Below are 15,698 nucleotides of genomic sequence, written 5' to 3'. Positions count from 1 at the left end.
ACTATTTCAGCTTCGTTTGAGCAACAACTTTCAGGTAGCCTTGTATTTTCTCTGCCGCTATTACTGCGACTGCTGTGGGGTTGGGGCACGGCTGTGTTTGCGCGCATACAGTACCCAATACAGCACGGTGCAGGCGGCAAACCAGATGGGCATGCACATCAGCCCCAGCCGGGTGTCGGCATCGCGCGAGAAGAGCACCAGCACGAAGGCGAGGAAGGCGAGGCATACCCACACCATGGCGGTACCACCGGGCAGCTTATAGATGGATTTTTCGTGCAGATGCGGGCGGGTTTTGCGGTATTTGAGGTAAGCCAGCAGGATAATCGCCCACACGAAAATGAAGCCGATACTGGAGAGGGTGGTGACCACGGTGAACATGGCCATAATGTCTCCCTCCTGATACAGCAGGAATACGGCCACAATCAGGTAGAGGCAGGAATAGAGCAGGCCGGTGGCAGGCACGCCGTTGCGGTTGAGGCGGCTGAACATGCGCGGAGCCACGCCGGCTTCAGAGAGGCCGTAGAGCATGCGGCCGGTGGAGAACATGCCGCCGTTGGCAGAAGAAAGGGCGGACGTGAGCACCACGAGGTTGACCAACCCGGCGGCAATCGGAATGCCGATAAGGGTAAACATATTTACAAACGGGCTCTTAGCGGGGTCGATTTCGTCCCAGGGCGTTACCACCATAATTACGCTCAAGGCCAGCACGTAGAAAATAATCACGCGCACGGGAATGCGGTTGATGGCTTTGGGCAGGTTGATTTCCGGGTCTTTGGTTTCGGCGGCAGCCGTGCCCACCAACTCAATGCCCACAAAGGCGAACACGGCAATCTGAAAGGCGGAGAAGAAGCCGCCGATGCCGTTGGGGAAAAGACCGCCATGATTCCAGAAGTGGCTGAGCGAAGCTTTTTCGCCGGAGGTGGGATCAACAAAACCGCTGACCACCAAAAAGCAGCCCACGGCAATCAGGGCAACAATGGCCACGATTTTCACCAGGGCAAACCAAAATTCCATTTCGCCAAAGAGTTTTACCGTGAGCAAATTCATACTGGCCATGAGGATGATGCACAACAGCCCGGGCAGCCACAGCGGCACATCCGGCCACCAGAATTGGGTATAGCCCGTAATGGCGATGATGTCGGCCATGCCGATTACTACCCAACAAAACCAATAGGTCCAGCCCACAAAAAAACCAGCAGCCGGCCCGAGCAAGTCGTGGGTGAAATCGGTGAAGGATTTGTATTCGAGGTTGGAAAGCAGCAGCTCGCCCATGGCGCGCATGATGAAAAACAGGAAAGCGCCGATGATGATGTAGGCGAGAATAACGGAAGGGCCGGCCAGATGGATGGTTTTGCCCGAGCCCATAAACAGGCCGGTGCCGATGGCGCCGCCGATAGCGATAAGTTGCAGGTGGCGGTTTTTCAGGTTGCGTTGCAGGCTATGCGGGGTTTCTTGGTTAGTGCTCACGGGTATTCCTTTGTACTTCCTATCGCGGATGAAGTTTGCACTTAATCCGCTCTAACTTAATCGGTCGCCGCAGCATTGCGGCAGCCAGAAGCGGAATATACTCCAGCAAATAGCGCACAGGCAACTGATTTTTATAGATAATATCAAATTATCGCTGTTTAAAAACCCTTTCCAACCCGTTTTTTGGTATTCATTTCCCCTAAAAAATATAATTTCGCATGAAAAATGCCGACCAGAATCACTGGTCGGCAGGGATTTTCAATGCTTAGCTTAATTTGTTAAGCAATCCGTTTGAGCAAATCCAGCAAAATGCGCCAGCACTCCTCCACGGTATCAATCTGCACCCGCTCTTTGGGCGAGTGAGCGCCTTTGATGGTGGGGCCGAAGGAAATCATTTCGGTGTGCGGCAGGTGTTTTTGCATCAGGCCGCATTCCAGGCCGGCGTGTACTACTTCGATTTGCGGCTGCTGCCCGCGTACGGCGGCAAAGGATTCGATGGTTTTTTGCAGCAATGCAGACGACATATGCGGCTCCCAGCCGGTGTAGTCCTGTTCGGTTTGCAGCGTGGCGCCGGAGAGGCGTGCGATTGAGCCGAGCAGGCGGCAGAAGTCGTCTTTCGGCCGTTCGCGCAGCGAACGCAACAGCATAGAGGCGGTAAATTTGCCGTCTTTCGTGTGCACCACGCTTAAGCAGTTGGAGGTGTCCACCACGCCGTCGAACTCTTCGCTCCATTTAAGCACGCCGCTGGGAACGGCAGCGAGCAAATCAATCATGCGGCGGCTGTCGGCATGGCTGGCAGCTTGTGCACCCTGGCCGAGCGGGGCTACCTGAATCGCCAATTTATCGGCAAATTTGCCCAATTCGTTTTGCGTTTCAGCGCGCACGGTATCGGCCAGTTCGGTCAGCGCACCAACAAATGCCTGGGGCAGCACGATTTCAGCTTCTGCCTCGGAGGGAATCACGTTGCGCAACGCACCGCTGTGGAAAGCAGCCAGCCGCCAGCCGCTTTCTTCCGGCAGGCGTGCCAACAGGTCGGTCAACACCTTGATGGCGTTGCCGTGGCCGCGGTGAATATCGATGCCGGAATGCCCGCCCAGCAAACCGGACACGGTAATGCGCACATGCTGGCCTTCGGCGGCTTCGGTGGCAAAAGGCAGGCGCAAATCGGCATCGCGACCGCCGGCACAACCCACATACACGCAACCGGCTTCTTCGGTATCCAAGTTGATCAAATAGCGGCCTTGCAGCAAATCACCACGCATTTGGCGCGCGCCATCCATACCGATTTCTTCTTCCACCGTGAGCAACACTTCCAAGGGCGGGTGCTCGATATCGTCGGCAAAAGCCACAGCCAAACCCATGGCCGAACCGAGGCCGTTATCTGCACCCAGCGTGGTTTGCGTGGCGTGTACCCAGCCGTCGATGATTTGCGGCCGGATGGGGTCGGTGGCGAAATTGTGCGGCGAATCGGGAGTCTTTTGCGCCACCATATCGATGTGCCCCTGCAAAATCACGCCGGGCTTATCGGCCATGCCCGCACCATGCGCCGGCTTGCGGATATAAATATTGCCCTTTTCGTCTTGCTGCACCGCCAGGCCTTTTTCCTTGGCGCGGGAAACAATCATTTCGGCCAGCGCGGCTTCTTGATAAGTGGGGTGTGGAATGGCGCAAATATCGGCAAACCACTGCCAAACAGCCTGCGGCTGCAAAGAATGAAGCGGATTCATGGGGTCTCCTTTGGGGAATGATGGGCTACCTGAAAATGTAGCCGAAGCAAGAGCCGATACCATTTGGCAAACGCATCGGCGCGAATAAACAGCTTGAGTTTAAACCTGCAGCGCACGGCAGGCAAGCCGACAAAAGGCTACCTGAAACCGATGTTTTACCCAAGCCAAGGCTGAGTTTCTGCACAGCTAAAGCATAAATTTCAGCGAAATAAGCAATATCTTGGCGCTACTACGCCTGCGTTTCTATGCAGTTAAAACCCCAGCGCCAACACCATGAACCCATTTGGGCTTTTAATCTCGTTCGAGCCCATGCTTTCAGGTAGCCTTCCCGCCATTGGCTTGCCCGCCCCCTTTTCCATTACAATACTGCCCAAACCGCTCCAACCCATCCCTAACGCCATCCCCATGCGCACCCTCGTTTTCTTCCTCTTCCGCACCCTGGCCGCACTGCCGCTGGCCACGCTGCACTTCATTGCCAACTGCGCCGGCGGCCTGCTTTATTGTTTCGCCCACGCCGACCGCGAACGCATCCGCAACCACCTGCACACCGCCGGCCTGCCCAACGATGCTGCCCACATCCGCGCCGTGTTCCGCGAAACTGCCAAAGGCGCGCTCGAGCTGCCGCTGGCCTTTTTCCGCAGCCCCGAGCAGGTGGCCGCTCTATTCGTGGAAACCCACGGCTGGGAACACATCCAGGCCGCCCTCGATGCCGGCAAAGGCCTGCTGCTCATCACCCCCCACATCGGCAACTACGACCTCGCCGGCCGCTACATTAGCCACCGCCTGCCCTTCCCGCTCACCGCCATGTATAAGCCGCCGAAAATCAAAATCCTCGACAACATCATGCAGGCCGGCCGCGTGCGCGACAAAGGCCGCACCGCCCCCACCAACCTGCACGGCGTGAAGCAAATCATCCAAGCCCTGCGCCAGGGCGAAGCCACCATCGTCCTGCCCGACCACGTGCCCGACGAACACGGCGACGGCGTATGGGCGCCCTTCTTCGGCCGCCCCGCCTACACCATGACCCTGGCCGGCCGCCTCGCGCAAGTAAAAAACGTACGCCCCCTGTTTTTCGCCGGCATCAGGCTACCTGAAAACCGCGGCTTCGCCCTGCACATCGAGCCCGTGGAAGGCAGCTTCAACGGCGACAAAGCCCACGACGCGGAAACCATCAACCGCAACGTGGAAAACTGGGTGCGCCGCTTCCCCGAACAATACCTGTTTGCGTACAACCGCTACAAACATCCCGCCGGCGCCCCGTTGCCGCCGCAGGAATAATCAACGCCTTCGGCCTGCCATACAAAAAGGCTACCTGAAAAACCTTTTCTGTTTTCAGGTAGCCTTTCTCTATTTTCAATTTATTGTTTCTAACCAAAGAAACCCATGCGCACTTGAATCAGTTTTTCCAACTCGCTCACCACGCGGCGGCGAGCCACGAACAAGATGATGTGGTCACCGTCGGCCAGCTGCACGTCTTGATGCCCCATAAACACTTCTTCATCGCGCACTACGGCAGCAACGTGGCAGCCGTTGGGCCAGCGCACGGCACTCACGCGGCGGCCGACCAGCTTGGACGTGTCTTTGTCGCCGTGTACCACGATTTCGATGGCTTCGGAATTGCCGCCACGCAGGGGGTGGACGGCTTCCACATCGCCGCGCCGGATGTGCGCCAGAATCGAGCCGATGGTCACCAAGTGGGGCGATACGGCGATGTCGATGGTATTACCTTGCAGCAAATCCACATAGCTGGAACGGTTAACGATGGCGATAACGCGTTTCGCACCGAGGCTTTTGGCCAGCATGCCGGCCATGATGTTGTTTTCGTCGTCGTTAGTGAGCGCGCAGAATACGTCGATTTCGTCGATGTATTCGCCTTCCAGCAGGCTTTCGTCGGCGGCGGAGCCGTGCAGCACCAGGGTGCTGTTGAGGTTTTCCGAAAGCCATTCGGCGCGTTTTTCGTTGATTTCGATGATTTTCACATCGAAGCGGTCTTCCAGCTGGCGGCTGAGGCGGAAGCCGATTTGGCCGCCGCCGGCAATCATCACACGCCGCGTGGGCTGCTGCTGCGGGCGCAATTCGCGCAACACTTCGGCCACTTGCGAAGTGGCGGCCGCCACGAATACTTCGTCGCCCTGCTGAATCACGGTTTGCGGTGTGGGCATAATCAGCTTGTTGTTGCGGTAGATGGCGCAGATTTGGCAGTCGGTGCCTTCGGGCAGGTGTTCGTGGATGGTGTGGATGGGCTGCCCCAACAGCCGCCCGCCGCTTTGCGCACGCACCACGAGCATGCGCACTTTATCTTCGGCAAAGGTGAGCACCTGCAAGGCGCTGGGGTGGCAGAGCAAATCAGCCAGCCGCTCGGTAACCAGCTGTTCTGGGCAGATGGATTCGCTCACGCCGAACAAATCGAGCGTGCCACGGCCGTCGTTATCTTCTTCGGCGTCGGGACCGGTGAATTCCAAATAATCGGAAAGGCGCACGCGGGCGATGCGGTTGGGGATGTTGAACAGGCTGGAAGCCAGTTTGCAGGCGGCCAGATTGGTTTCGTCGTGGCGGGTGAGGGCGAGCAGCAGGTCGGTGTCGTAGGCGCCGCCTTCGGCCATCACGGCGGGAGAAGAGCCGTTGCCCAGCAGGGTTTGCACATCGAGCTTGCTGCCGATGTTGCGCAGGGCTTCGGGATCGTTGTCGATAATGGTCACGTCGTGGTTGGGGATTTCCACCAAATTCTGTGCCACGGCAGTGCCCACTTGGCCGCTACCTAAGATGAGGATTTTCATATTGGAAAATTGGGCTTGGCAAGCATAGTTTCAGGTAGCCTGCCAAGCGGTTGGGAAATAAAGATAAATCCAGGATGCCGCTTTAAACCACAGCAGGCTGGAGGCCGGAAGCCAGCTGCTTGAGCCGCTCGGGCTTGAGCAGGCGGATATGTTTGTATTCCACTTCAATCAGCCCTTCTTGGCTGAATTTGGAGAGCGTGCGGCTCACTGTTTCCAGCTTCAGCCCCAAATAGCTGCCGATTTCCTCGCGCGACATGCGCAAAATAAAATCATTGGCCGAGAGGCCGCGTTTTTTCAGCCGTTGCGACAAATTCAGCAAAAACGCCGCCAGCCGCTCTTCGGCGCGCATATTGCCCAAAAGCAGCATCACATTTTGATCGCGCACAATTTCCTGGCTAAACAAGCGGTAGAAATGCAGCTGCAATTCCGGCACCGCCGCACAAAGCTCCTCCATGCTGGCATAGGGCAGCTCGCACACTTCCGTGTCTTCCAGCGCCACCGCATCGCAGTAGTGTATTTGGTTGCAGATGCCGTCCATGCCCACCAGTTCGCCCGACATAAAAAAACCGGTAACCTGATCGCGCCCGTCGTGGCTGGCGATAACCGTTTTCAGGAAACCGGTGCGCACCACAAACAGCGAATCAAACCCGTCGCCGTTGCGAAACAGGAAATCGCCCTTTTTCAGGCGGCGGCTGCGTTTGATAACCGCATCAACACGCTCTACCACCACCGCAATCGCGGCATTGGGCTGGCATAGCTCTTTAAAAACGCAGCGCGAGCAAGTTGTGGAGTGGGGCATGGCTTTCATGTGTGTGCTAACTTTCTAAGCAATCTGAGCTTATGAAGCGGCGGCAATTATCGTTTATACTTACCGCCCGGCAATAGTCGGAGCAATTTGCCAAACACCGGCATTTTACCCGATTTCACAAACAAAACCTATTACCGCATATTTATCAAAAAATAACAGCAATCTAACCACTACCATGTCTGCCAACCGTACCCAAGAAATCATCTTCGACCGCAAGCTTATCGCCTCCCTGCCTGCCAACGGCCCGCGCTACACCTCCTACCCCACCGCCGACCGCTTCCACACAGGCTTTACCGCCGAAGACTACATCCAAGCCGTGCAAAACCGCACGCCCGGCCCCCTCTCGCTCTATATCCACATCCCCTTCTGCAACACCATCTGCTACTACTGCGGCTGCAACAAAATCATCACCAAAGACACCACCCGCGCCGATCAATACCTAGGCTACCTGAAAAAAGAATTCGCCCTGCAGGCCGAACTCCTGCAAGGCAAGCCCGAATTGGCGCAGCTGCACTTCGGCGGCGGCACCCCCACCTTCCTCTCCGATGCCCAGCTCAATTTCGTATTCAGCCTTATCCGCGAGCACTTCACCCTGATGCCGCAAGGCGAATACTCCATCGAAATCGACCCGCGCAAAGTAAGCCGCGAAACCGTGCTGTTTCTCGGCTCGCTCGGCTTCAACCGCATGAGCGTGGGCATTCAGGATTTCGACCAGCAAGTGCAGCAAGCCGTAAACCGCATCCAGAGCGAAGAAGAAACCCGTGTGGTGATCGATGCCGCCCGCGAAGCCGGCTTCCAATCCGTGAGCGTCGATTTGATTTACGGCCTGCCGCACCAAACCCCCGCCACCATGCAGCAAACGCTGGATAAAGTGCTCGCCCTCGCCCCCGACCGGCTGGCAGTTTACCACTACGCCCACCTGCCGCACATCTTCAAACCCCAGCGCCGCATCGACACCAATGCCGTGCCCGACAGCAACACCAAGCTCGACATGCTCCAGCAAATCGTGCAGCGGCTGGGCAGCGAAGGCTACGTCTTCATCGGCATGGACCATTTCGCCAAGCCCCAAGACGAACTCGCCGTTGCCCTGCGCGAAGGCCGCCTGCAACGCAACTTCCAAGGCTATTCCACTCACGCCGATTGCGACCTCATCGCCGTCGGCCTCTCCTCCATCGGCAAAATCGGCCGCATCTACAGCCAAAACCAGCGCCAGCTCGAAGCCTACTATGCCGACCTCGATGCCGGCCGGCTGCCCTTGTTCCGCGGCTACCTGCTCGACGAAGACGACCTGCTGCGCCGCCGCCTCATCCAAGACCTCATGTGCCGCTTCGGCCTCGAGTTTGCCGATTACGAAGCCGAATGCCGCCAGCCCTTCGCCCAATATTTCGCCGCCGAGCTGGCCGATATGACCACCCTCGCCGCCAAAGGCCTGGTTGAGCTCCATGCAACCGGCCTAACCGTCACCCCAAAAGGCCGCTTCCTCATCCGCAACATCGCCATGGTGTTCGACTGCCACCTACGTTCCCGCGACACCGCCGCCAAGTATTCGCAAACCGTGTAAATAAGGTTTCAGGTAGCCTTTATCTGGTAAACAAAGGCTACCTGAAAACATAAGCTGCAAGGCAAGCAAAGCATAGTGGATAAAACGAATGGGCTAGGCAGCGAGCCGCAGGCAGGCCAGCCGGTATGGCAAGGCAGCAGCATCCTTATTTTCATTCGCTATAATCCGCCACTTTTCAGGTAGCCTCTCGCAAACCGCATAGAGGCTACCTGAAAATCATCTATTGCCTGCGCCGCACCGCCAAACCCGATATAATCCCGCCATCATGAGCAAACCCACCGCCAAACCCCGCAAGATCCCGAAGCCCGATCCGCGCCGCGCCCGGGCCGGCGAAGAGCTGCAACGCCATCTCGGCCACAGCTTCCAAAATCCCCGCCTCTTCGAGCAGGCGCTTACTCACCGCAGCTACAGCGCCCAAAACAACGAACGCTTCGAGTTTGTCGGCGACGCCATCCTAGATTACAGCGTGGCCAAAATGCTGTTCGACGCCTTCCCCGGCTATAGCGAAGGCGAACTCTCCCGCCTGCGCGCCAATTTGGTCAACCAAGACGTGCTCGCCGAAATCGCCCGCAGCATGGGCGTGGGCGACGCGCTTTATTTGGGCGTGGGCGAACTCAAAAGCGGCGGTTTCGACCGCCCCTCCATCCTGGCCGACGCCGTGGAAGCCCTGCTGGCCGCCATCAGCTTCGATGCCGATTTCGCCGCCGCCGAGCAAACCGTGCGCCGCCTGTTTGCCCGGCGCATTGCCAACATCGACTTAAGCAACCAGGGCAAAGACCCGAAAACCCTGCTTCAAGAAGCCCTGCAAGCCCGCCGCCTGCCCCTGCCCAAATACCGCATTGAACACCAGTCCGGCGAGGGCTGTGATGCCCGTTTCGATATCGCCTGCGATCTGGGCGAACTCGCCCACATCACCCGCGCCCAAGCCGCCAGCCGCCGCGCCGCCGAACAAGCTGCGGCCAAAGAGGCGCTGGATTGGCTGCAGGAACATCACCCCCTGCCCGGCAAAAACAAAAAACACCGCCAATCCCGTGCCTGAATCGCTGCTGATGCCGCTATCATTCAGGCCAATAATATTTGAGCTAATACAAACAAGCCTTACAGGCAGGATTTACCGACAGAAAACGGCATGCTATATATTAGCCACTCATTTTCAACTTAATAAAGGATTCAATCATGGTTTTTGTGTTCAGCGTCTTATTCGGCGCATTTATCGGCATTTTCTTCCTATGGTTCTCCTCCAAAAACGCGGTAAAAGACTATCCCGAGCTGCGCATCCACGTGCCGGAAGGTGCGGAAAACTCACCCGAATGGCAAGCTTGGGCACAGGAGAACGGCTATAAACTGAACGACAAAGGCGTGTGGGCCAAAGGCACCGGCATGCTCACCAGCGCCACCGAAATCCGCTTTGAAGGCAACGATATGTTGGTGCAGGAGTGCATCAACTTCCTGCTCGGCATCAACCGCTTCGCCATCAACGCCCCCATTCTGGCCGGCAAACCCGTGCGCATGGTGAAAATCAAAGCGCTGAACAAACTCATGGCACAGTGGAATCTGCCCGAAATCGTGTTCGGCAACCCAGAAGACAAAGTTCGCATTAAAAACTAAGCCGCTACATTTTAGCTTTGTTGAAGCCCACGTTTTCAGGTAGCCTATTGAGCATTCCGCACAGGCTACCTGAAAATATATCCATATGAACAACATGAATTATTCCAACACCAAACATCCAACCGCCTTCCGCTGCGGCTTCGTGGCCATCGTTGGCCGGCCGAACGTGGGCAAATCCACGCTGATGAACCACCTCATCGGCCAGAAAATCAGCATCACCAGCAAGAAGGCCCAAACCACTCGCCACAAAATCACCGGCGTTTATACCGATGAGCGCAGCCAGTTCATCTTCGTGGACACCCCCGGCTTCCAAACCCGCCACCGCAACGCGCTCAACGACCGGCTCAACCAAAACGTTACCGAAGCCATCGGCGGCGTAGATGTGGTGGCTTTCGTGGTGGAAGCCATGCGTTTCAGCGAAGCCGACCGCGCCGTGATCCGCCTGCTGCCCAAACACCTGCCCGTGATTTTGGTGGTAAACAAAATCGACCGCGCCAAAAGCAAAGCCGAGCTCGACGACTTTATCCAGCAGCTGCAGCAAGAATTCAATTTTGCCGGCGTAGAAGCCGTGAGCGCCAAACACGGCCTGCGCATCGGCGAGCTGCTCACCATCCTGCGCCCCCATCTGCCCGAGGGCGTGCCGCTCTACCCCGAAGACGCGGTAACCGACCGTTCCGCCCGCTTCCTGGCCGCCGAAATCGTGCGCGAAAAACTGTTCCGCCACCTCGGCGAAGAGCTGCCCTATGCCGCCAACGTGGCAGTGGAACAGTTTGAAGAAGAAGACGGGCTATACCGCATCTACATCGCCGTGTTGGTGGATAAAGACGGCCAAAAAGCCATCATCATCGGCAAAGGCGGCGAAAAACTGAAAAAAATCTCCACCGAAGCCCGGCTAGATATGGAAAAACTGTTTGAAACCAAGGTATTCCTCAAGGTTTGGGTGAAGGTGAAGTCCGGCTGGGCGGATGATGCCCGCTTCCTGCAGGAATTCGGGCTGTAGAGCTGCTTCGTTGAAGCGCACGCTTTCAGGTAGCCTCAACATTTCTGCCCGCCCGCCGCCCATATCAACCAAACACCGCCATTTCATCCTACCATCCCCACCGGAGGCAATATGTCGAACCCCATCACTCTCGAAGCTGCTCAAGAGCGCATCGACCGCATCCAAGCCCTCTACCGCGAATGGGAGCACCTGCTGCCCGAGTTGGAAGCCGCTCAGGAGCAATGGCAGCACGCCATGCAGCTGATGCGCGAAATGTCTGATTTTTACGACCGTGAATACATGCCGCTGCACCAAGCCATCGAAGGCGGCCTGCCCGTTTCCCTCGCCACCGAAGGCGAATTCAGCATCATGAGCGAAGACGCCCTGTGGAACGCCTTCCAGCAGCAACACGACCTATCCTGGGCCTGGCTGCGCGCCGCCACCCACGAGCTCGATCCGCAAAACCGTTTCCGCTACGACCCGGCAACAACCGAGGAATAAACAAAGGCTACCTGAAATTTCAGGTAGCCTTTTTGTTGATTGCCAGCAATCGGCCTTAAATCCGCTTGGCCAGCTCTTCCGCTTTGCCCACATACAGCGCAGGAGTGAGCGTAAGCAGGCGCTCTTTGGCTTCTTCGGGGATGTCTAGGCGGCGGATGAAGGATTGGAGGGTGGCGGGCGTGATGCCGTCTTGACCGCGGGTGAGGGCTTTGAGCTGCTCGTAGGCCTGCGGCACGGCGTGGCGGCGCATCACGGTTTGGATGGGCTCGGCCAGGAGCTCCCAGGTGGCGTCGAGGTCGGCCTGCATGGCGGCGGGATTGGCTTCGAGTTTGTTCAGGCCGCGCAGATGGGAGGCCCAGCCGAGCAGGGTGTAGCCGGCGCCCACGCCCATGTTGCGCAGCACGGTGCTGTCGGTCAGGTCGCGCTGCCAGCGGGATACGGGCAGTTTCTCGGCCATGAAGCCGAGGATGGCGTTGGCGGTGCCGAGGTTGCCTTCGGAGTTTTCAAAATCGATGGGGTTCACTTTGTGCGGCATGGTGGAGGAACCGACTTCGCCGGCCTTCACTTTTTGTTTGAAATAGCCGAGCGAAATATAGCCCCACACGTCGCGGTTGAAATCGATGAGGATGGTATTGATGCGGCTGAGGGTTTGGAAAAACTCGGCCATGTAGTCGTGCGGCTCGATTTGGATGGTGTAGGGGTTGAAGGTGAGCCCGAGCGACTGTTCGACAAAGCGGCGGCAATGCGCTTCCCAATCTATATTGGGATAAGCGGAGAGATGGGCGTTGTAGTTGCCCACGGCGCCGTTGATTTTGCCCAAAAACTCCTGCTTCTCCAGCTGGGCGGTTTGGCGCTGCAAACGGGCGAGCACATTGGCGATTTCTTTGCCCAAGGTGGTGGGGGTGGCAGGCTGGCCGTGGGTGCGGCTCATCATGGGTTGGGCGGCCAGGCTGTGTGCCATTTGGCGCAGTTTGGCGGCGATTTCGGCCAGTTTGGGCAGCAGCACGCTATCGCGGGCTTCGCGCAGCATCAGGGCGTGGGAGAGGTTGTTGATGTCTTCGCTGGTGCAGGCAAAGTGGATAAATTCGTTTGCCTTTTGGATTTCAGGTAGCCTTTCGAAGCGCTGTTTGAGCCAGTATTCCACGGCTTTCACGTCGTGGTTGGTGGTGGCTTCGATGGCTTTCACTTCGGCGGCGTGTTCGGGCGAAAAACCGGCAATCACGGCATCGATTTCGGCCAAGGTGGCGGCAGAAAAAGGCGGCACTTCGCTAATTTCGGGCGCGGCCGCCAGCGATTTGAGCCATTCCAGCTCCACGCGCACGCGGGCGCGAATGAGGCCGTATTCGGAAAAAACGGGGCGCAGGGCTTCAACGGCGGCGGCATAGCGGCCGTCGAGCGGGGACAGGGCAAGCAGGGCAGACATGTGGTTTCCTATGAAAAAAGGCCGACAAAACGACGGTATTCTACCCGAAAAGCGGAAAGGCTACCTGAAAGCGATGGTTTGGCGCATTCTGCGAGGCTTAAAGCGGTAGAATACGTTTTCACTTGATGCTTTCAGGTAGCCTCACACATGAGCCGCTTTATCCGCCAAACCCTAACCAGCCCGGATGCCCTCGCCATCAGCGTGGATTTATCCCGCATCAAAACCCCGCACAACCTGATGCAGCGCATGCAGGAAGCCTTCGAGCTGCCCGCCTATTTTAGCGGCGGCCTCGATTCGCTCAACGACTGTATGCGCGACTTGGGCTGGCTGCCGCAACGCGAAATCCACATCTCCTTTTGCGGCCTGGCCGACCTCAAGCAACGCCAGCCCAAACTGTTTGCCAGCATTGCCGACTGCTTGGAACTGTACCGCGATTATTGGCACGGCAACCCGCAGGAGCATAAAATCGTGCGGATTTCGATAGCGGATTAAACCGCCGCCTGCTCCCCATTAATTAACTTCATTGAAGCTCACGCTTTAGCGCCCAAACACCGTTTTTCAGGTAGCCTGTTATGACCTTTACCCTCCCCATCCTGCTTATCGCCTGCTTCGCCGCCGCCCTACTGTGCGCACTCATCGTTTGGCTGTGGCAAAACGCCCGCCACCAAGCCGCGCAACACCGCCACCAGCAAGAAGCCAACCGCCTGCAACATCAGCTCACCCTACAACAGCAAGTCTGTCAGCAAAACGAACAGCAACTCGGCCACACCGCCCAAAGCCTGGCCGACAGCCAACAGCAGCTTTCTGCCGCCCGCCAAGCCGCACAGGATTACCAAACCCGCGCCGCCGCCGCCGAGCAATCAGTGCAACATTTCACCAACCGCCTAACCGAAGCGGCCGAACGGCAGCAGCAGCTATTGCGCGAGCTCGCCGCCGCCAAGCAGCAATCCGCCGCCGGGCAGGAAGAAGCCCAAAGCTGGCAAACCCGCGCCGTAGCTGCCGAACAGTCCAAACAACACCTCGACCGCAGCTTGGCCGAAGCCGCCGAGCGTCAACAGCAACAGCAGCAAGAGCTGGCCGCGGCCAAGCAGCAGCTCGTCGCCGAACAGGAAGAAAGCCAAAGCTGGCAAACCCGTGCCGCCGCCGCCGAAAAATCCGTGCAACACCTCAACAGCCAACTGGCCGAAGCCGCCGAACGGCAACAGCAGCTCCAACAGCGCTACGAAACCGCCCGCCAAGAGCTGGCCGCCAGCCGCCTGCAACACGAGCGCGTGCAAACCCAAATCGAACAGCAGCAGCAAGCCCACGCCGAACAAATCGCCCTGCTCAACCAAGCCCGCCAAAACTTGGGCGAACAATTCCAAAACCTCGCCAACCAAATCCTCGAAGAAAAAAGCCGCCGTTTTTCCGAGCAAAACCGCCAAGAGCTCGACCAACTGCTCAATCCCTTGAGCGAAAAACTGCAAGGCTTCAGCCAACTCGTACAAAATACCTACGAAAAAGAAGCCAAAGAGCGGCTCACGCTGGAAAACGAGCTCAAACGCCTGCAACAGCTCAACGCCCGCCTGCACCAAGACGCCCAAGCCCTCACCCAAGCCCTCACCGGCAGTCGCAACAAAAGCCAGGGCAACTGGGGCGAGATGATTCTGGAAAAAGTGCTGGAAAACTCCGGCCTGGTGAAAGGGCGCGAATACTTCGTGCAAAGCGGCGGCCGCCAAACCGACAGCGACGGTGAAAGCCGCTACCTCCAGCCCGACGTGCTCATCAACCTGCCCGACAACAAACAAATCATCGTCGATTCCAAAGTATCGCTTACCGCCTACGTGCGCTACACCCGCGCCGAAAGCCCCGAAGCCGCCGAAGCCGATCTCGCCGCCCACCTCGCCTCGGTACACCAGCACATCAAAGAGCTCGCCGCCAAACGCTACGATGAAATCCAAGGCCTGGTATCGCTCGATTTCGTCTTCATGTTCGTGCCCGTAGAGCCCGCCTACCTGCTCGCCCTGCAGCAAGACCCCGAGCTCTTCCAAACCTGTTTTGACCAACGCATCATCCTAGTCGGCCCCAGCACGCTGCTGGCCACCCTGCGCACCGTGGCCAACATCTGGCGGCACGAATACCAAAACCGCCACGCCCTGCAGATTGCCAGCGAAGGCGGCAAACTCTACGACAAATTCGTCGGCTTCGTGGAAACGCTGGAAAAAGTGGGCAAAAACCTCCAGCAGGCGCAAGATAGCTACCAAACCGCCTACAAACAGCTTTACAGCGGCCGCGGCAACCTGGTCGACCGCGTGGAAAAACTGCGCCAAATGGGCGTGAAAGCCGGCAAACGGCTCGACGCGCAGCTGGTGGAGCAAGCCGACAGCGACGGGGCGGAGATGCTGGCAGACAAAACAGATGGCGGGCAGTAAGAGGCTCCCTGAAAAATATAATCCTATAGGGAGGACACGATTTGGCTATCCACCTCTTTCTCCTATCCTGACAGACATCACATGCAGCGCGGGAACAGTTAGCAGTATTGTTGGGAAGTTAATAGCTGAAAAATGACTTCAACAGATAATAGAAGGAAAATAAGAAAGCATTGAATGAATAAGAGAATGATTGTATTTATAAGTACTCTTGGTAGCTGTTATTTTTGCATACTAATTCCAATTATAATTGGGGCAATTTTTATTATTTTTTTGGATATTTTAAATGGCCAACTTGGGATTGATACCATTATTGATATATTTTCATTTTTTAAAGACCCTTGGGTATATAAGATGATACTTATAGGAGTTCCTTTTATTTCTATTGTTATGGCTATACTTAATACGGATTAGTATATATTTATAGATAGAAAATCCG

The 15,698-nt window shown here is 57.0% G+C and carries 13 protein-coding genes; 8 read left to right on the top strand and 5 right to left on the bottom strand.

Translation table 11 applies throughout. The features are described 5' to 3' along the window. Positions 1 to 60: 60 nt before the first annotated feature. The gene (locus tag HMPREF2796_RS02005) at positions 61 to 1,467 is read right to left on the bottom strand and encodes an amino acid permease (RefSeq protein WP_070630547.1); all 1,407 of its coding nucleotides are present in this window, start codon (positions 1,465 to 1,467) and stop codon (positions 61 to 63) included. A gap of 278 nt (positions 1,468 to 1,745) precedes the next feature. Next, positions 1,746 to 3,194: an aminoacyl-histidine dipeptidase gene (locus HMPREF2796_RS02000; protein WP_070630544.1), complete on the bottom strand. Its 1,449-nt coding sequence runs from the start codon at positions 3,192 to 3,194 to the stop codon at positions 1,746 to 1,748. Positions 3,195 to 3,599: 405 nt separating this feature from the next. Here HMPREF2796_RS02000 and HMPREF2796_RS01995 point away from each other — a divergent pair, with 405 nt between their 5' ends. Next, positions 3,600 to 4,472, top strand: a complete 873-nt coding sequence (locus HMPREF2796_RS01995) for a lysophospholipid acyltransferase family protein (RefSeq protein WP_070630542.1) — start codon at positions 3,600 to 3,602, stop codon at positions 4,470 to 4,472. Positions 4,473 to 4,561: 89 nt separating this feature from the next. Here the strand turns inward: HMPREF2796_RS01995 and trkA are convergent, their stop codons facing one another. Beyond that, on the bottom strand, positions 4,562 to 5,971 hold the full coding sequence (gene trkA / locus HMPREF2796_RS01990; RefSeq protein ID WP_003823641.1) for a Trk system potassium transporter TrkA: 1,410 nt from the start codon (positions 5,969 to 5,971) through the stop codon (positions 4,562 to 4,564). Between the two features lie 82 nt (positions 5,972 to 6,053). Then, positions 6,054 to 6,779 carry a helix-turn-helix domain-containing protein gene (locus HMPREF2796_RS01985; protein ID WP_003823642.1) on the bottom strand — a complete coding sequence of 242 codons (726 nt, stop codon included), beginning with the start codon at positions 6,777 to 6,779 and terminating at the stop codon, positions 6,054 to 6,056. A 175-nt stretch (positions 6,780 to 6,954) separates the two neighbouring features. On the opposite strand from HMPREF2796_RS01985, the gene hemN reads away from it, so the two are divergent. From hemN to HMPREF2796_RS01960, 5 genes are all read left to right on the top strand, one after another. Further along, on the top strand, positions 6,955 to 8,340 hold the full coding sequence (hemN, locus tag HMPREF2796_RS01980; protein WP_070630540.1) for an oxygen-independent coproporphyrinogen III oxidase: 1,386 nt from the start codon (positions 6,955 to 6,957) through the stop codon (positions 8,338 to 8,340). A gap of 265 nt (positions 8,341 to 8,605) precedes the next feature. Further along, positions 8,606 to 9,379, top strand: a complete 774-nt coding sequence (rnc, locus tag HMPREF2796_RS01975) for a ribonuclease III (protein ID WP_003823645.1) — start codon at positions 8,606 to 8,608, stop codon at positions 9,377 to 9,379. A 137-nt stretch (positions 9,380 to 9,516) separates the two neighbouring features. After that, the gene (locus tag HMPREF2796_RS01970; protein WP_003823646.1) at positions 9,517 to 9,948 is read left to right on the top strand and encodes a hypothetical protein; all 432 of its coding nucleotides are present in this window, start codon (positions 9,517 to 9,519) and stop codon (positions 9,946 to 9,948) included. 85 nt (positions 9,949 to 10,033) lie between these two features. Continuing rightward, positions 10,034 to 10,948 (top strand): GTPase Era, encoded by a 915-nt coding sequence (era, locus tag HMPREF2796_RS01965; protein ID WP_070630537.1) that lies wholly within the window; start codon positions 10,034 to 10,036, stop codon positions 10,946 to 10,948. 111 nt (positions 10,949 to 11,059) lie between these two features. Beyond that, positions 11,060 to 11,428 (top strand): DUF4298 domain-containing protein, encoded by a 369-nt coding sequence (locus HMPREF2796_RS01960; protein WP_070630534.1) that lies wholly within the window; start codon positions 11,060 to 11,062, stop codon positions 11,426 to 11,428. 55 nt (positions 11,429 to 11,483) lie between these two features. Here the strand turns inward: HMPREF2796_RS01960 and purB are convergent, their stop codons facing one another. Then, positions 11,484 to 12,851, bottom strand: coding sequence for an adenylosuccinate lyase (gene purB / locus HMPREF2796_RS01955; protein WP_070630533.1), 1,368 nt, complete (start codon positions 12,849 to 12,851; stop codon positions 11,484 to 11,486). A 147-nt stretch (positions 12,852 to 12,998) separates the two neighbouring features. Here purB and HMPREF2796_RS01950 point away from each other — a divergent pair, with 147 nt between their 5' ends. Next, on the top strand, positions 12,999 to 13,343 hold the full coding sequence (locus tag HMPREF2796_RS01950) for a barstar family protein (RefSeq protein WP_070630531.1): 345 nt from the start codon (positions 12,999 to 13,001) through the stop codon (positions 13,341 to 13,343). 80 nt (positions 13,344 to 13,423) lie between these two features. Next, on the top strand, positions 13,424 to 15,262 hold the full coding sequence (gene rmuC / locus HMPREF2796_RS01945; protein WP_070630529.1) for a DNA recombination protein RmuC: 1,839 nt from the start codon (positions 13,424 to 13,426) through the stop codon (positions 15,260 to 15,262). The last annotated feature ends 436 nt before the right edge of the window (positions 15,263 to 15,698 follow it).

Origin of the sequence: Eikenella sp. HMSC071B05 (assembly GCF_001811325.1) — a bacterium.
Taxonomy (GTDB): Bacteria; Pseudomonadota; Gammaproteobacteria; order Burkholderiales; family Neisseriaceae; genus Eikenella; species Eikenella corrodens.
The sequence above is the reverse complement of the archived record's forward strand: the minus strand, read 5'-3'. Positions and strand labels throughout refer to the sequence as shown.